This window comes from Sorangium sp. So ce375 (assembly GCF_051473855.1).
Taxonomy (GTDB): Bacteria; Myxococcota_A; Polyangia; order Polyangiales; family Polyangiaceae; genus Sorangium.
Map to the genome: position 1 here is coordinate 2,593,275 of NZ_CP150335.1, position 17,493 is coordinate 2,610,767.

Here is a 17,493-nt window from a genome sequence, read left to right on the forward strand (position 1 = left end):
GCACCGGGAGGCGCATTTTACAAACAGGCCGGGAAAGCTCCGCGCAATTTCAGAATATGAGCGCACTCCTTTCCCCTGCTGAAGGCTCCTCCCGCGACGGCACCTGGAATTCCGTTCACGCTGCCGCGGTGGAAAGTCTCCCCCGCGCGCTTCGGCTCTTGGGGGTCGCCGAGCCCGACATCGACGACGTTTTGCAAGAGATCCTGCTCGCGGCGTACCAGGGCCTGGATCGGTTCGACCCCGCCTGGTCCCCGCCGGAGCGCGAGGCCGGGGCCGCCGGCGATCCACCGCGCCGGGACGGCCGGCGCCAGCACAGCAGCCCCGAGACCCGCTGGGTGTTCGGGATCGCGCGGCGGAAGGTCAGCCACCACCTGGACCGCGCCTACCGCCGCCGCGAGGTGCCGGACGGCCTGCGTCCGGCATCGCGCTACCAGGCCGTCGACCCCGCGCCGATCAGCGATCAGCGCATCGCGGAGCAAGAGCGGCTGGAGGTCGCGATCGAGGTGCTCGGCACCCTCGCCCCCGAGCGGCGGCTCCTCCTGGTCCTTTGCGAGGTCTATGAGGTGCCGATCGTCGAGATCGCCCGCGAGCTCGGCATCAACTACAACACCGCCAGCAACCGGCTGCGCCTTGCCCGGGAGGACTACCGTGCTGCCGTCAAGCGGCTGCGCCCGGAGCAGCGACAGGCGCTGCGCGCCTGCTGGCTGGTGTTTCCCCTGGCGTCGGACTTCCTGGTGCGCGACGACGGCGCGAGCGCCGCCGCACCGCCGGCCGCGGTGCCGCACGCGCCTGCTGGATCGAGCCTGCGATCGTGGCTCGCCCGCCTCGGCCGCACCCTCGGCTCCGCTGCGGCGGGCGGCGCCGGGACCGCGGCGGTGCTGCTCGCCCTCACCCCGTCGCGGCCCCTCTGGGGGCGCCGCTTCGGGGCGGCGCTGGCCGACGAGCTACCCGCGACCAGCGCCGGCCATGCAGCACCCCCCTCGCAGCCATCGCAGCAAACCCTGGAACCGCGGCCGGGGGCGGAACCGCGGCCGGGGGCGCCGGCGGTCGAGGCGCCCACGCGCCCGTGCCCAGCCGCGCCGCGGGCGGCACCGCCGGCCGGCGAACGGGAGGACGCCTTCGCGGAGGAACGCCGGCTGCTCGCCGCGGCGCAAGAGCGCCTCTCCACGGGCGATCCCGCCGGGGCGCTCCGGCAGCTCGCCGCGCACGAGGCGAGGTTCCCCGCAGGCCGGCTGAAGTCCGTGCGAGAGCAGCTTCGCACGGTAGCCCGGGCGCGCCTCGCCCATCCGGAGCCGGGCGCGCCAGGACAAGCGCCGGCGCGATGAGCCGCTCCACGGCGAGACCGGGGCTCGGTGCGCGACCGGCCCGCGGCGTCCTCGGCCCGCTCCGGGGCGCGGAGCGCTCGGCGCGCACGGAGCGCTCCGCGCGCACGGGGCGCACGGGGCGCACGGAGCGCTCCGCGCGCACGGGGCGCACGGCGCGTTTTGCCGTCGCGGCGGCCACCGTCCTGCTCGGCATTGCGGACGCGCACGCCGCGCCGGACACGCCGCGGGCGGCGATGCGGATCGAGGTCGTGCGAGGCCCGGGAACCGAAGGCTGCCCTGGCGACGCGTTCCTGCGCGCGGAGGTGGCGCGCCGGATCGGCGCCGACCCGTTCCAGGACGACGCGCCGCAGGTGCTCACGGTCCGCATCGCGCGGGAGGGGCCGGAGCTCACCGCCTCGCTGGCGCTGCGCGACCGCGAGGGCGATACCCGGTGGGCTGACGGGTTCGGCACCCGGAGCCGCTGCGAGGAGCTGCTCTCCGGCGTGGCCCTGGCGATCGTGGCGCGCGTCCTGAGCGCGCCGGAGCCCGCATCCCCACCGCCCGAACCCTCCTTGCCGCCCGAGCCCTCCTCGCCGTTCTCCTCGCCGCCCGCCGCGCCGCCCTCGCAAGCGCAGCATGCCGCGCCGGCGCCACCTGGGCCGGCAGAGCTGCGCCAGGCGTCCTCCCGGCCGGAGACGGCGCCGGCACCACCGGAGCGGCTGCGGCTCGAAGCGGGGCTCGGGGCGACCCTGGGCCTGGGGATCACGCCGGGGCCCGCCGCCGGCATGACGCTCTCCTTCGGCGTGCGCCGGCCCGACTGGTCCATCGCGGTGGAGGGGCGCGGGCTCGTGTCCCTGGCGCAGGAGGTGGAAGCGGTGCCCGTCGGCACCAGGGCATTCACGGCGGCTGCACTGGCCTGTCATCGGGGCCAAACCCTGTTCGGTTGCGGGGTTGCGTCTATCGGCGTGGTCCGGTTCGTCCCTCGGGCGCCGTGGACCATCAGCTCACCCGGCCAGCCGATGCTCGGCGTCGGCCCGCGGTTCGGCGGCGCGTGGCCCTTCTCGGACAGGTGGTCCGCTCACGCTTACGCCGAAGCCGTCTGGATCGTCGCCGATGTGGTTCTTCGACGCCAGAAAGATGGAAGTGAACCGCCTTCACCCCTCACCTGGTCGTCACCCCCGGTCGGCGCTGCGCTCGGATTCGGTATCACGGCAATGTATTGAACGAGCTCGAATGACGATGGGGACCTTTCGCATCCAACATGACAATTTTTAGAATGGATCCGCAATGGGCATGCAATCGCCTGCGTCGTCATGAATCTCCGTTGTCAGCGTGGAGCACCGTCAGGTAGCTTGTCCGGCATGCGCGTCTTCTCCTGGTTGTCCGTGGGACTTTTCTCCTTGGTGGGCTGCTCCGGCGATGCGATCATCCACGGTCCCTGTCAGCCTCAGGAATACGGTCACCCAGGCTGCCCGTGGCCCGAGGAAGGCGGCGGCGGGGCCGGCGGCGAGGGCGGGGCCGGCGGCGAGGGCGGCGCGGGTGGCAGCGGCGGCGCCGGTGGTAGCGATGAAACCGCCTGCGCCGGCAACTGTGTCCCACCGGCGCCGCTCGGCTGGTTCGGCCCGGCGCTCCTCTGGTTCGGCCCTCGGGACCAGGGGCCGGACTGCCCCGCCGCCGCGCCGAACGTCGGCTACGAGGGGTTCGCCGACCTGGCGCCCGCGCCGCTCGCCTGCGCGGCCTGCCTGTGCGACCCGCCCGACGCGGCCACCGCCACGTGCCAGCTCCCGCTCGGCTGGTCAGCACACGCTGCGATGTGTCCCGGCGATGCCCCCGGCACCGTCGAGACCGCCTTCGCCGCACCTGACGGCTGGGACGGCGCCTGCACCGCCGCGAACGCGATCCCCGCGGGCCAGGACTGCGGCGGGCAGCCCTGTGTGCAGTCGATCTCGATCGACGCGCCGGCCGTGACGGTGACGGGCACATGCACACCCAGGGTCGACGAGCCCCCGCCGCCGGCGCTCCTCGATCCGTGGCAGACCCGGGCGCTCGCCTGCGTGCCTGGCGCTTACACGGAGTGCCTGGGCGACCGGAGCACCTGCATGCCGTCGCCGGACCAGCCCGGGGTCCCGCCGCCCGACGGCTTCCTGACGTGCATCTTCCACGAGGGCGACGTGACGTGCGAGGAGCCCTACGTGGCCAGGCACGTCTTCTACGGCGGCGCCGAGGACACGCGCGGCTGCTCCGAGTGCAGCTGCGGGGATCCCGAGGGCGCCTCGTGCACCATCATGGCCTCGGTCTACAGCGACGGGGCGTGCGGGGAGCTGCTCGCGTCGAGCATTGTGAGCTCGACGACGCCGTTCTGCGGCGTCACACCGCCCGGCGTCGCCCTCGGCAGCAAGTCCGCGGAGGTCGTCGCCGTGGATCCCGGCGGCTGCGCCCCGAGCGGCGGCGAGCCGATCGGCGAGATGCTGCCGGCCCAACCGTCGACGTTCTGCTGCCAGGCATAGGCTCACCGGCGGCTGCCCGGGTGGACCATCCGCGCTCTCGGTGCCATCAGCGCGGCGCACGAGAGACGGCGAGGAGAGGAGACAGGTCGGCCATGGCGCGGGGGAGGCTTCACCCGCGATGGTACTGCGCGCCGTTCAGGGGTGGTCACCAGCGGGTCGCGATTGGGCGGCCAATCCTTGGCGTTGTTCGGAACCGTGAGCCACGGCCGCGGTCCGAGCCGGGTCTCGAGCTGCTTGCTCCGGGGTTCGCGCCCGGGTTGCTCGCGTCAAAACCACTGAATTTCGATCTGAGAACGATCGACCACGCGGATCTCGAGCTCCTCGCGGTGGCCCGCCGCTGTGGTGGCGACGATCTTGGTGATCCCTACCGCCGCACCGACGAGCCTCGCCCCGAAGGACTGACCCAGACGTTCGGTCTCGCGAATCGCGATGACGTTCGGATCGAGCGAAGCCCAGGTCACGTCGAGCGGCTCGTGCGTCCTGCGCCCACCCGCAAGGAAGTAGACGAACACGGTGTGCTCCTCGCCGAGCCAGATCAGGGGGTAGTCGTTGAAGATGATCGGGCTCATGACGAGCTCGGCATCGGGAGGATCGATGAGGCGTGACGGCTTGACCTGGCGCGAGCGCTCGAACTCCTCGCCGGCGCGCTCGAACTCCGCGCGTTCCAACGCATCAGCCTCGTCGCGTCGCTTCGACTCGTCTTCGGGCACGGTCTCCGTCACACAGGCTGCACCGTCGTAGGGCGTCCCGCAAGCGGCTGCTGGTTGCTCATCTGCTCGCCGGTCTCTGTGTCCACCGTGGCGAGGAGGAACGAGAGCAGGTTGCCGCCCCGCCCCGGCCGCGCGCGGCGCTGCGCGATGAAGCGAAACAGGTGCTACGGCGGGAAGTCGGACGGCGAAGCGAACCGCCATGGCGGTTCTTCTGCTGAACCGGGGCGACTTCCCGCAGATGTGCTATCGACCTGCGGCGCCCTCCAGCGCCACGACGATGTCGCCGAGCGGCGCAGCGAGGTGGAGCCACGCCTCGTCGCCCACGCGCAGCACGGCGAGCACGTCATCCGCCCGCCCGTGGAACGCGCCCAGCGAGCGGGCCGGGCCGCCCTCGTCGACCGCGAGCACGGCGACCTCGCTGTCATCGCGCGCCACGACGACGAGCACACCCGTGCTGGTCGCGCCCAGCCAGACAGGGCGGCCGCCGAGCGCGACGTTTCGGGGAGCGCCGCGTTTCGGTGCCTCGTGCAGAAGCCCGCGGGGAACGTCGCAGCCCCAGAACGAGCGCAGCCGCAGCGCGGCCGGCAGCGCGCCGCCGAAGGCCTCGTAGGCGTCGCAGGCGTCGTAGCCGGGGTCGAGCGGGAGGAGATCGGCATCGTTCGGGACGAGGCGGGCGAGCGCCGCGTCGCGCGCCGCCATGAAGCGTGGCAGCGCATGGCGAAGGCGTAGCGCAGGCAGGCCACAGAGCGGTCGCAGGTCTGGGCGAGACTCACCGTCTTCCGTCACAATGCAGCGCCTGCCGCTCGGGTCGAGCAAGAGCACCGCGCGATTGTGGATCACGATAGGTGTGTCTCGCCTGAAAACCGGGCACACCTCAAGGACCCCGTGGTCCTTCCTCAGCCGCACGAGCCTCCAGCCGTCGATCGCGAAAACCCGGCTGCCATCCGCGCAAAGGCGGCGATAGGACGATGACGTTGCGGCAACGAGGGTTGTTCCCGTAGGGACGAGCGCACCTCCTGAGGCCAGGCCTGCGGGCGCTTGGCTGCGTCCTGGCTCAGGGGGAAGTACGTGCGCGGTGAGCCAGGCGCGGAGTGCGGCGGGCGCCTCCACTTGCGCGGGGGTATCCCACGCAAGCTGGATCGATAGGTCAGCACCCACGCGCAGGGCGGCGATTGGCCGCCCATGGCGCTCGAGCTGCATCGTGACGGGCCCCAGCGTGTCCTCTTCTTGAACTGCGCCCTCGCCGTGCGGAGACGTATCCCCTCGGAGGCGAAGCAGCGGGCGAAGCACGTCGAGCTCCGACCGAGGGACGCGAACGCGGCGGCGATCGTGCGCGACGAGCCACGCCGCCGTCGCGCTGCCGAGCGCGCGGTCCACATCCGCTTGCTGCGGAGGCGGCGAAGGCAGGATGGGCCATACAGGCATGTGGCTATCGCTTCGGCGTTGTGGGCACGTACTTCCCGCCGTGCACCGTCGGGTTGTTCCGGTCACCGCCCCGGGCGCGGCTCCAGGCGGAGCCACACGCCGCCGGACGTGCGCAGCGTGGTCGCGACGTGCAGCCGCGTCGTGCGCCCCGGCACCGCGCTGACCCGGAAGCGCTGGAGGAGCCGGGCGAGGATGAGCTGCCCTTCCATGAGCGCGAACTCCTTGCCCACGCACTGCCGCTGCCCGCTGCCGAACGGGATGAACGCGAGCGGGTGCCGCCCGCGCGCGCGCTCCGGCGTGAACCGGCCAGGATCGAAGCGCGCCGGGGTTTCCCAGTGGTCCGGGTGCCGGTGCAGCACGTAGCTCATGACGCCCACCATGGCACCGGCGGGGATGCGGAAGCCGTCGATCTCATCGTCCTCGATCGCGGTGCGAGGTATCCAGTACGCCGGCGGGTAGAGCCGCAGCGCCTCCTGGAAGACCGCGAGTGCGAGCGGGAGTTTTGAGACGTCCGCGAAGCCGGGCCGCCTGTCGCCGAGCGCCGCGTCGACCTCTGCCACGAGCGCCTGCTGGAGCTCGGGGTTCGCGACCAGGAAGTGGAGCGCCCACGCGAGGGAGACGGAGGTCGTCTCGTACCCGGCGAGGAACATCGACACCGCCTCGTCCCGCAGCTGCTGGTTGGTCATCTGCTCGCCCGTCTCCGCGTCCACCGTGGCGAGCAGGATCGCGAGCAGATCGCCGCTCCGCCCCGGGTGCGCGCGGCGCTGGGCGATGAAGCGGAACACGTGCTCGTCGATCATCTTCACCGACCGCTCGAAGCGGCGCCGCCCGGGGGCCGGTATCCAGCGCGGCAGCCCCTGGAGCGCGGCCCCGAGGAGCATGTAGTCGATCGCGTACTGGAGCGAGCCGCCGACGGCGTCCGCCTCCTCTTTGGTGATCCCCGAGCCGAACATGGTGTTGAGGATGACCTTCATCGTGATGTGCGGGAGCTCCCGCTCGGCGTTGACCGGGCGCCCCGCGGCGGCGGCCGCGCCGAAGCCGGCCATGCCGTCGTCGATCGCCTGCACCATGAGATCGCACATCGCGGCGAGCCGGTCCCGGTGGAACTCCGGCTGGATCATCCGCCGCTGCCGCAGCCAGAGGTCACCCTCGCTCGCGGGCAGCCCGTTGCCGATGAGCGAGCGTATGCTCTCCCATATCGCGCCTCCCTTGCGGTAGTTGCGCGCGTTGTCGCGCAGGACGTGCTGCGCGTGCCTCGGGTGGTTCAGCGCGACGAGCCGCGTGAGCCCGAGATCGATCGTGTACAGATCGCCGAGCTCGTCTCTCGCCGAGAGGAGGTAATCGAGCCGATCCTTGAGCAGGTGCGGGAGCACCCCGACGAGCGGAAAGCCGCGCGTCGTCGGCGGCGAGACCGCGGAGGCGGCGGCGCGGACGGGTCTGCTGGAGAGAAGGTCTGGCTGCATCATGGCCTCGTCAAGGCGAGGGGCGGTATCCGAGCCGCTCGGCAGCTGGTGCGCCCGCTGGGTTTGAACGGAGGATGATACATGAGCCTCGACCCGGCGGAGAGGGCTCTGAGAGTAGGACTCGTATCGACCGCCGCCAGGGTGGTGGTGTCGTACGTCCTCAGGGTGAGATGTGATGACGAGACGCAGCTCGGAACGTGCTCCGTGAGCGCCTCACCGAGGCGAGGTGTACGCGGGCTGTGCCGGTTCGTCCCCGATGCAGTGTGTCAGAGCGGCATCTTGCGCATGTTGCCGCCACGCCGAGCGGGAGATGGTCATTTATGGGCTGCTGTCCGGTGGCAGCTGCACGAGGATGTGGTGGACGCGGAGGAGTCCACCCGACGGCTGCGGGTGCTGGGTGATGAACGCAGGGTAGAGCACCTGCGAACGTGCTCCCTCGCGGTCCGGCCATACGATCTCACCGAGCGTGCTGGTGCGCAGACACTCCTCGCGGTAACGCTCGTGCAGCGGCCTCGATTGCCGATCCACCATGACGACGCACGCGAACTCATCGCCCGGAACTGCATACCCGATCACCTGTTCAACGACATCCTTGTAGCCAGTGCCGCCCCAGACCTTTACCTCGATACACGCTCGCCGAGCTGGATCCGGGGACCAGCGCACCTTCACGTCTGCGCGTCCGCGCCCAGAGGAGAGCGCCTCTGGCTCGGCGAGCAGATCGCGTTGCAGGAGCGCCGTGAGCAGGCAGAGCTGGAAGTGTTGCTCTGGGAGCAGCCGAGCGTTCCCCGCGCTCTGCGACGGGCGCAGGTGCCAGGTCGGAAACTCGACCGTTGCGCGGGCCCACCGCGCGACGCCGCTTACGACCAGCCGCTCGAAAGGATGAGCGCCGAGCAGGTGGAACAGGGCATCGTCGGCGACCGGGTGGACAGTGCGCGAAGAGGCCTCTGCAAATGGGTGATTCTGCTCGAGCCACAGTCGAAACAGCGCGCAGCGCGGCAAGAGCTGCCCGCCGTCGGCCCGCGCCACGCCCGTCGTCTTGAGGATCTCGACCACTGCGTCCGGCCCGTTGCCGAATGTAACGGCCCACTCACGCCGCTCCAGCGGTCGACGCAGGCCGATCAATGTGCGGTATGCCGATTGACCACGAGGGGTCAGGTTGTCCCACCAAATCGGGAAGAGCGTCGCGTTAAGCTGCTCCTCGGCGAGCTCACGCAGCGCTTGGTGGAGCTGCGTGGCATCCGGTGCGAGGGCGACGGCGCGCTCCATGAGCAGTTGGAGCAGCAGAGGGTGCCCGCCCGTCTGCTCCCAGACGGCCTCGACGAGCGGGTCGGGGATGGCAAGGTCGAGCGGCTCGCGGAGGAACACGGCCGTCTCCGCGAGGGAGAGCCCAAGTAGAGGCATCCACTGGGCCGTGCGGAGAAAGGGGGACACCTCGCTCGACAGGAGATCTCGGAGCCGGCTGCCGCCGAAGATCACGACCCCGAGCCTGCCGCCAAGCTGCTCATAAGCCGCCCGCAGGTTCTCGAGCAGATCGCGCCCAGTGTCCGAGGAGATCAGGCCGTCGATCTCATCAAGCAGCAGCACAACGCGCGCGCAGTCGAGCGCCTCGACAGCCTCGACGATGGACTCCACTGGCAGGATGGGGTCGAGCGGAAGGCCGAGGATCGACGAGAGCTGCGCGAAGAACGCGGCGGCGTCCTTCGACGGCCGACGGACGAAATGCACCACCTTCGTTCCATCGGCTGCCAGCCTCTTCTGAAGCTCGATGGCGAGCGCTGTCTTTCCCATTCCGCGACCACCCATGACCGCGGCAACGGCGCGGCGCCCGGTATGGAGGGCGCTCGTGAGCTGAGCGAGCTCGCCAGCGCGGCCCACGAAGGGCCCCTTGCCAGGGATGTCTGAACGGTATGGGTTTCTGTGCTCAGCCATTGGCTGCAGTGGATACGCCGAACGGCTGGTTCTGGAGCAGCCATGCGCCGAAGCTGCCAATTCGGATCGGTTCGCGCGCTCCGGTTTCGTTCAAAATACCATAGCGGCGGAGGGTATGGACCGACTCCGGCTTCAAGACGCTCAGCCAATCATCCGTCTCTTCCGGGGAATGGAGGACGTAGGTGAGAACTTCCGGGGCCTGTGGGTCGATCGTACGCATCGCATCGTGGATCTCCTGCATCGTGGGGGCCACATCGCGCCTGAATTCTTCGAGGTGCTCGAGCGCGATGGCGCCATCGATCACCATCGGACCACGCTTTTGCGACGGTATCTGCCGATCGATCACGCGGCCGAACTCTCTGGCGAGATATGGATGTCCGCCGGTCTCTCGCCAGATAACATCCAGCGCGTCTGCCTGAAAGCGGAGCGACAACCTGCGCCCGATCTTGCGAATGAGCTCGTTCATCTCCTCGCGCTCCAGTCCGGCGAGAGGATGATCGACGATGAAGTTGAATAGCGGGTTCTGACGCTGGCCGTACCTTGACACCGACGCCTTCTGTCGATCCAGCCCGGCGATCAGAATGTTAAACGTCCTCGGGTAGCGCTGCACGAGGCCGCGGAGGTAGTCGAGGATGTCAAGTCCGTCGTTCACCGGGAACCTGCTCGCGCCGAGGATGCGCTCGTATTCGTCGATGAGAAGGAATATAGCCGGGGCGGACGGTGCAGAGCGTGCCCAGTCGATCAGGCACTCTAAGGCCTCCGGAACCAGCCGCTCGAGATCTTCGCCGTCGAGCTCGCCCAGCCGCCGCCGGTTTGTGAAGCTCTCCGGAAGGTCGAGGTTCGTGGGTGAGATGCTGAGGCGTTCGAGGGCCTCGTGCATCGAACGCAGCAGGTAACGCATGAAGCCGGAGCGCTTCATCTCCGCGAAGCTCAACGAGAGCAGATCGAGGTGAATCGGAACCGCCACAATCGACCCGCTCTCGGCGGTCGCATCGGCGATGAGCTGGTCCTTCAAGGCGATCAACACGGAGGTCTTCCCTGCCTTACGCAGGCCGTAGAGCCCTACGGGCCGCCCGTCCAGGAGGCGGCCGCGGATCGAGCGGAGCTCCTGCTGTCTGCCGACGAAGTCCCAGCCGAACACCGGGCGCCCGGCGGCGAAGAGATTGCCGGAGCCGACGCGTTCCTGGAACAGATCCCGGAGCCATCGCTTCGGATCCTGAGCCGTTATCACCTCGTCTGGGGACACGAAGATGTAAAGCCGCCCGGTGTGTTGCACGGGTTGCGCTAGGCGGCGTTCCGCTGCCGCATCGCGTGCCACAATGAGTACGACGCCACGATCCAGACGGTGGTCCCGTCTCAGGGTGTCTTCTGCCAGAGACACATCTCGCGCTTGCGCCTCCTTCCATGGAGTAAGGACGAGGAGGAGCTCTGGGGCGAGATCGAAGCTCTCGCGCAGATAGCTCGGCGGCTCCCAGAAGAGCAGCCACGATCTCGTGCTGCCTGAGCCCTCGGCAGGCTCGACGCGACGAAGCTCGAGCCCAGCTCGCTGGAGCTTGTCGAGAATGCTCTCGGCGTCGGGCACCTCGCGGAGCATCCAGCTCTTGAAATCCTCCAGCGCTTCCAGCTTTCCGGTTTCCATGGTGCTCTCGCGCCTCGAACGTATCACTGGCCGCCTCCGGGTTCAGCCACTTCGATGCGGATCCCAGCCGGTGCGCTCTCATGTCGGGCCGCCTCCCACCTTCGTTGGGCGGCGAGGGCCATCAGCTGCTTAAGCCGAGCTCTGCTCCGCCAGGGGCATGTGGGCGGGACCGTTCAGCGCTGAAACGCCGCGAGGTGCCGCTCGATGTGGCCTATCGCCGTGGCCACGCCGTCCTCGCCGCGGATCTTGCGGCCGAGCTCCTCGGCCCGCTGCTGCATGCCGGCGTCGGTCGCGGCGGTCCGGATCGCGGCAGCGAGCGCCTCGGCGGTGAGGCGTGGCCTCGGGATGGCGCGCGGGCCGACGCCGAGCTCCTCGACGCGGCGCCCCCAGAAGAGCTGGTCCCCGAGGTGCGGGACGACCACCGCGGGCCGCCCGGCGCGCAGGCACGCGGCCACGGTGCCTGCGCCCCCGTGGATCACCGCCGCGGCGACCCGCGGATACAGCCAGTCGTGCGGCGCGGCGTCGATCCGGAGGATGGTCTCGGGCAGCGCCACGTCGCCGAGCCCGGCCCAGCCGGAGAGCAGGATGGCGCGCTGGCCGCTCCGCGCGATCGCGTCAACGAGGAGCCTCGTCGTGGCGCCGGGATCGTGGGACGTCATGCTGCCGAAGCCGACGGCGACCGGCGGCTCGCCTGCCGCGAGGAACCGCTCGAGGGCCTCGGGCGGCCGGTAGTCGCCGCCCTCGTCGAGGAACCAGTAGCCCGTCGTGTGGTAGCCGGGCGGCCAGTCCGGCGGGTGCGGGACGACATGGGCGCTGTAGGCGTGGACGACCAGCATGCGGCGCAGCGCGGCCATGTACGCGCGCCGATCCTGCGGCGGCAGGCCGAGCCGCTGCCGCACGCGGGCCGTCACGCCGCCGTACCAGCGCCACACCGTCGGCTCGATCAGGAGCTTGCCGAACAGGAGGTTGAGCAGGCTGTCGCGGCGCGGGAAGGGCGCGGCGACCGCGGTGGGCCCGTGGCGCGTCGCCAGGATCGAGGGCTGGAACGGGATGCTGACCTGCACCGCGCCGGAGGCCTCGGCGATGGAGGCCGCGTACGTGTCCGAGGTGAAGCTGCTCAGGATGAGCTCGGCGCCCTCGCACGCGCGCAGGGCGTCGTCGGTCATCTCCGCGCCGAAGCGGTCGATGAGCCGCTGCAGGATCCGCGACTGGGCCATCGGGTCCGTGCCGCGCGACACCCACTCCTTGCCGAGGTCGCTCTCCATGATGTCGACCATGTCGAGGCTCCCGGGGATCGCGGTGAGCCCGTGCGCCTCGATCCAGCGCTGGAAGCTCTTGCCGGCGAGGACGCGGACCGCGTGGCCGCGGGCCGCGAGCGCCTTGCCGAGCGCGATCGCGGGCTGGACGTCGCCCCGGGTGCCCAGCGCGAGGACGGTGGTCTTCATGGGGCCGCCTCGCCTCAGAGCGCCTTCCAGGACGCGTCGCTCGACGGCAGCCGCGGCGGCTCGATCGACAGGATGTAGTCGACCCGGCGGTTCTTCGGCTCGTCCACCTGGTCCGCGGTCTTCACGAGCGGCGCCGACTCGCCGAGCCCCTCGAAGGCGATGGGGAGCTTCACGCCGCGGCCCTTGAACCAGGCCGCGATCGCGCGGGCGCGCCGCCGCGACAGGGTGAGGTTGTGCTCCGCGCTGCCGACCGTGTCCGTGTGGCCGACGATGAACAGGGTGATCTTGCCGAGCTCGCTCGTCTTCGCCACGACCTCCGCGATCTTCTGGAGGCTCGCCTCCAGCTTGGGCACCTCGGGAGCGCGGATGACGTCGGAGCCCGTCTCGAACTGCACCTCTTCGTGGGGGATGCTCACGTTCCAGGGGATGATCGCGATCCCCGCCCAGTAACCCGCGGTGTCGTAGCCGTACACCTCGATGCGCGCGACCGGCTCGTCGCTCGAGGGCGACCAGGTGACGGCGAGCGGCGAGCCGGCGGCCGCCCCGCTGAACGGCTTCTCCTCCTCGGCCAAGACGGCGCCCGACTGTCCGAGGACCTTGATGCGCACCTTGCTGGCGGCGCGCGACAGCCTCACCTCGATCTGGCGGCCCTTGAGGTCGACCTTGGACCTGTCGATCGTCACCTCGAGCGCGGGCGGCCTGGCCTGAGCGCTCTGCGATGGCGAGGGCGAGGGGCCGTCGCCGCGCGCGGCGGCGGGGGCGAGGAGGGACGCGGCGAGGAGCAGGGCCGGGGCGTGGCGCATGGGGATCCCCATCTCGGAGGGTGAGGGAAATGCGGGAAGGCGTCCCCGAGCATACCAAAACGTGCGGGCGCCGCAGCGGCTGGGTGAGGCGTTGTGCGCTCCCGGCGCGAGGCGCCCTGCGCATCGGCCTGCACCGGTGTAGGGTGTACCGTTGAGCGTCGAGCGTTCTACGGCAAAGGCGCCGAGGTCCTCGCTCAACGGCGTTCCAGGGCACATGGCAGTCACCATTTTCGACCTCTTCAAGATCGGTATCGGGCCCAGCAGCTCGCACACGGTCGGGCCGATGCGCGCGGCGCGCATGTTCGCGGTGGATCTCGACCAGGAGGGGCTGCTCGCCCGCACCGCGGCGGTCACGGTGGAGCTGTTCGGGTCGCTCGGCGCCACCGGTCGCGGTCACGGAAGCGACAAGGCCGTGATCCTGGGGCTCATGGGCGAGACGCCGGACGGGGTGGACGTCGAGCGTGCAGGCGAGATCGTCGAGGGCGTGCGGCGGAGCGGCCGGCTGTCGCTGCTCTCGCGTCACGAGATCGGCTTCGAGGTGAGAGGACACCTCGCCTTCCTGCACCGGAGCCTGCCGTTTCACCCGAACGGCATGCGCTTCACGGCGCTGGACCACGGCGGCGCTCCGCTGCGCGTGCGCGTGTATTACTCGGTGGGCGGCGGCTTCGTGGTGAACGAGGCGGCGGCGAAGGGGGAGAGCCCGATCGAAGCGGACACGACGCCGCTCCCGTACCCGTTTCACAGCGCCGCGGATCTGCTCGCGGCGTGCGCGGCGAGCGGCCTGTCGATCAGCCAGGTCATGCTGGAGAACGAGAAGGCCTTCCGCCCGGAGGCGGAGATCAAGGCGGGGCTCCTGCGGATATGGCAGGTGATGCAGGAGTGCGTGCGGCGCGGCTTCCGGGCAGAGGGCGTGTTGCCCGGAGGCCTCAAGGTGACGCGCCGCGCGCCGGCCCTCCACCGCAAGCTCATCGAGAGCCCGGAGGCGGGGCTCAGGGATCCGCTGACGGCGATAGACTGGGTGAGCCTCTACGCGCTCGCGGTGAGCGAGGAGAACGCCGCGGGGGGCCGCGTCGTGACGGCGCCGACCAACGGCGCGGCGGGGATCATCCCGGCGGTCCTTCACTATTACCGGCGCTTCGTGCCGACGTCGACGGACGAGGGCGTCATCCGCTTCCTCCTGACGGCCGGCGCGATAGGCATTCTTTACAAGGAGAACGCGTCGATCAGCGGCGCGGAGGTGGGGTGTCAAGGCGAGGTGGGCTCCGCGTGCTCGATGGCCGCGGGCGCGCTGGCCGAGGCGCTGGGCGGCACGCCGGAGCAGGCGGAGAACGCGGCCGAGATCGCGATGGAGCACAACCTCGGGCTCACGTGCGATCCGGTGGGCGGGCTCGTCCAGGTGCCGTGCATCGAGCGCAACGCGATGGCCGCCATCAAGGCCATCAGCGCCGCGCGCATGGCGCTGCACGGCGACGGGGCGCACTTCGTGAGCCTCGACAAGGTGATCAAGACGATGCGCGACACGGGGGCGGACATGGAGTCGAAGTACAAGGAGACGGCGCGCGGAGGCCTCGCGGTGAACGTGCTCGAGGTGCCGGTGGAGGTCGGGGTCCATCTGCCGGAGTGCTAGGCGACCAGCCCGCGATGACCTCGAGCGCCGGCGCGGCGAGGCGCCGGGTGAGGAATGGACCGCAAGGAAGCTCCGCACCGAGACGCGGCGAGCGGGGACGCACCACCCACGTCGTTCATTTCTGTAATATTACGATGTTGCGGTTACCGCTGGCAGGCGCGGGGACCAGCAGGACCGACGGCGCGGACGCATTTTCCCCTGACCCAGCTCCAGATTTCGCCCAGGCGGTACCAGGGAACCGCGGCGTCGCAATTTCCTACTTGATTCGCCGTCATGGACGGACGAGTGAGCCGGCGCTCGCTCCGGCCGGGGGCGAGCGAGAGGACCATCACCCGTGGATGCTTTGTCGTATCAATCGCTCGTAACGGGCGCCGTCGCGCTCCTGGTCGCACGCACCTTCTACGTGCGCGTCAAGAAGGCCCCCGAGGGCAACGAGACGATGGCGCGCATCGCGCGCTACGTCCGCGAGGGGGCGATGGCCTTCCTCGCGCGCGAGTACAAGGTGCTCGCCGTCTACGCCGCCGTCGTCTTCGCGCTCCTGGCCGCGACGCTCGGGCTCCTGTCCGCGGGCGCCTTCGCTTCCGGGGCGTTCCTGTCGCTCATCGCCGGCTTCTTCGGCATGAAGGCCGCGACGTACGCCAACGTTCGCACGGCGGAGGCCGCTCGCGCGCACGGCAAGCCCACCGCGCTCGTCACGGCGCTCGACGGCGGCGCCGTCATGGGCCTCTGCGTCGCGGGGCTCGGCCTCATCGGCCTGGGCGGCATCTACGCGCTGTTCCGCAGCCACGAGCACCTCGCGACCATCGTCCACTCGTTCGCCGTCGGGGCGAGCTCGATCGCGCTCTTCGCCCGCATCGGCGGCGGCATCTACACGAAGGCCGCCGACGTCGGCGCCGACATCGTCGGCAAGGTCGAGGCGAACATCCCCGAGGACGACCCCCGCAACCCGGGCGTCATCGCCGACAACGTCGGCGACAACGTCGGCGACATCGCGGGCATGGGCGCCGACATCTACGAGAGCTACGTGGCCGCGGTCGTCGCCGCGATCGCGCTCGGCCTCACGATGCCGATCGCCAAGCTGCAGCAGCTCGCTCCGTCGGTGGGCGAGGTGGAGCTCCGCGCGATGGCCGTGTCGCTGCCGCTGCTCCTCGCGACGATCGGCCTCGCGGTCTCGGTCGTCGGCATCTTCATCACCCGCGCCCTCAAGAACCTGCCGCCGGCCCGGGTGCTGCGCCTCGCGCTCATCGTCCCGCCGTTCCTCGTCGTGTTCGCGGCGGCCGGCATCCTCCCGGGGCTCGGCTTCAGCTCCGGCGCCGTCGTCACCCTCGCGGCCGGCGCGGCGGGCGGCGCCATCGTCGGCCTCGTGACCGACTACTACACGTCGATGGGCCCCATCCACAAGGTGGCCCAGAGCTCGCTCACCGGCCCCGGCACCAACGTCATCCGCGGCATCGCGGTCGGCCTCGAGAGCGTCGCGATCCCGATCGTGACCCTCGTCGCGGTGGGCTGGATCTCGAACCACTACCTCGGCCTCTACGGCATCGCGCTCGCCGCGGTCGGCATGCTCGCGGGGACCGCGATCGTGATGACCGTCGACGCGTACGGCCCGATCGCCGACAACGGCGGCGGCATCTCCGAGATGGCCGGCCTCGGCAAGGAGGTCCGCGACATCACCGACGAGCTCGACGCGGTCGGCAACACCACCGCCGCCGTCGGCAAGGGCTTCGCGATCGGCTCGGCGGTGCTCACCGTCGTCGCGCTGTTCGCCGCCTTCAACATGGAGGTCGACGCGGTCCGTCGCGCGAAGGGCCTCCCGGAGCTCGTGCTCTACCTGACGGACGCGAAGGTCCTCATGGGGCTCCTCTTCGGCGCGCTCCTGCCCTGCCTCGTCGGCGCGCTCACGATGACCGCCGTCGGCCGCGCGGCCGGCTCGATCGTCGAGGAGATCCGCCGTCAGTTCCGCGAGATCCCCGGCCTGCTCGAGGGCAAGCCGGGCGTCGAGCCGCAGCCGAAGGTCATCGTCGACATCGCGACGTCGGCCGCCATCCGCGAGATGATCGCGCCCGGCGCCATCGCGGTGCTCGCGCCGGTCGTCGTCGGCTTCGTGGCCGGCCCCGAGGTCCTCGCGGGCACGCTGGCCGGCGCGCTCGTCGTCGGCGCGGTGCTCTCGCTGATGATGGCGAACGGCGGCGGCGCCTGGGACAACGCGAAGAAGCACATCGAGAAGGGCGGCCTCGACGGCCACGCGAAGGGCTCCGACGCCCACAAGGCGGCGGTCGTCGGCGACACCGTCGGCGATCCCTTCAAGGACACGTCGGGCCCCGGCATCTCGATCCTCATCAAGGTGATGGGCGTCGTGTCGCTCCTTATCGCTCCGCTCATCGCCTGAGCGAGCGCGTTATAGCAGCGAGCGAGAGCGCGGCCCCCACCGGCCGCGCTCTCGCTTTTTGTGCTTCGCGTGCGCGGGCGCTCCCGACAACTGAGTCAGCGGTTCGCCGGCGCAAACTCCTCCTTCGGCGACGAGGTGTCAGCGCGAACGGCGGTGCCCTGTGGGAGGGCGACGGGCTCCCGCGGCGCCACGCCTACGACCTCACGTTCCGGCACGCCCTCGACATCGGCGACAGCGGCGATCGCCTCGCCT

Annotated in this window: 12 protein-coding genes; 5 read left to right on the forward strand and 7 right to left on the reverse strand. The window is 70.6% G+C overall.

Features of this window, described 5'->3' with window-relative positions; genetic code table 11:
• The first annotated feature begins 128 nt into the window (after window positions 1-128).
• From WME90_RS09960 to WME90_RS09970, 3 genes are all read left to right on the forward strand, one after another.
• Window positions 129-1,325 carry an RNA polymerase sigma factor gene (locus WME90_RS09960; RefSeq protein ID WP_437280847.1) on the forward strand — a complete coding sequence of 399 codons (1,197 nt, stop codon included), beginning with the start codon at window positions 129-131 and terminating at the stop codon, window positions 1,323-1,325.
• Window positions 1,322-2,527, forward strand: a complete 1,206-nt coding sequence (locus WME90_RS09965) for a hypothetical protein (RefSeq protein WP_437280848.1) — start codon at window positions 1,322-1,324, stop codon at window positions 2,525-2,527. Before WME90_RS09960 ends, WME90_RS09965 begins: the two co-directional genes overlap by 4 nt.
• A gap of 138 nt (window positions 2,528-2,665) precedes the next feature.
• The gene (locus WME90_RS09970; RefSeq protein ID WP_437280849.1) at window positions 2,666-3,811 is read left to right on the forward strand and encodes a hypothetical protein; all 1,146 of its coding nucleotides are present in this window, start codon (window positions 2,666-2,668) and stop codon (window positions 3,809-3,811) included.
• 266 nt (window positions 3,812-4,077) lie between these two features.
• Here WME90_RS09970 and WME90_RS09975 read toward each other — a convergent pair whose 3' ends face one another.
• The 7 genes from WME90_RS09975 to WME90_RS10005 all read right to left on the reverse strand — a co-directional run bounded on the left by WME90_RS09975 (window position 4,078) and on the right by WME90_RS10005 (window position 13,225).
• A complete protein-coding gene (locus WME90_RS09975) occupies window positions 4,078-4,533 on the reverse strand; it encodes a hypothetical protein (protein ID WP_437280850.1) in 456 nt (151 codons plus the stop codon).
• Window positions 4,534-4,764: 231 nt separating this feature from the next.
• Window positions 4,765-5,220 carry a hypothetical protein gene (locus WME90_RS09980; RefSeq protein ID WP_437280851.1) on the reverse strand — a complete coding sequence of 152 codons (456 nt, stop codon included), beginning with the start codon at window positions 5,218-5,220 and terminating at the stop codon, window positions 4,765-4,767.
• Between the two features lie 788 nt (window positions 5,221-6,008).
• On the reverse strand, window positions 6,009-7,412 hold the full coding sequence (locus WME90_RS09985) for a cytochrome P450 (protein ID WP_437280852.1): 1,404 nt from the start codon (window positions 7,410-7,412) through the stop codon (window positions 6,009-6,011).
• A gap of 315 nt (window positions 7,413-7,727) precedes the next feature.
• Window positions 7,728-9,338 (reverse strand): AAA family ATPase, encoded by a 1,611-nt coding sequence (locus tag WME90_RS09990; protein ID WP_437280853.1) that lies wholly within the window; start codon window positions 9,336-9,338, stop codon window positions 7,728-7,730.
• Window positions 9,331-10,977, reverse strand: coding sequence for a hypothetical protein (locus WME90_RS09995; protein WP_437280854.1), 1,647 nt, complete (start codon window positions 10,975-10,977; stop codon window positions 9,331-9,333). The genes WME90_RS09990 and WME90_RS09995 overlap by 8 nt, the downstream gene beginning before the upstream one ends.
• 173 nt (window positions 10,978-11,150) lie before the next feature.
• A complete protein-coding gene (locus WME90_RS10000) occupies window positions 11,151-12,422 on the reverse strand; it encodes a glycosyltransferase (protein ID WP_437280855.1) in 1,272 nt (423 codons plus the stop codon).
• A gap of 14 nt (window positions 12,423-12,436) precedes the next feature.
• Window positions 12,437-13,225 carry an OmpA family protein gene (locus WME90_RS10005; RefSeq protein WP_437280856.1) on the reverse strand — a complete coding sequence of 263 codons (789 nt, stop codon included), beginning with the start codon at window positions 13,223-13,225 and terminating at the stop codon, window positions 12,437-12,439.
• Between the two features lie 214 nt (window positions 13,226-13,439).
• Between WME90_RS10005 and WME90_RS10010 the strand changes: the two genes are divergently transcribed.
• Both WME90_RS10010 and WME90_RS10015 read left to right on the forward strand, forming a co-directional pair.
• Complete coding sequence (locus WME90_RS10010; RefSeq protein WP_437280857.1) at window positions 13,440-14,852, forward strand: L-serine ammonia-lyase; 1,413 nt, start codon at window positions 13,440-13,442, stop codon at window positions 14,850-14,852.
• Window positions 14,853-15,186: 334 nt separating this feature from the next.
• Window positions 15,187-17,241 carry a sodium-translocating pyrophosphatase gene (locus WME90_RS10015; RefSeq protein WP_437280858.1) on the forward strand — a complete coding sequence of 685 codons (2,055 nt, stop codon included), beginning with the start codon at window positions 15,187-15,189 and terminating at the stop codon, window positions 17,239-17,241.
• The last annotated feature ends 252 nt before the right edge of the window (window positions 17,242-17,493 follow it).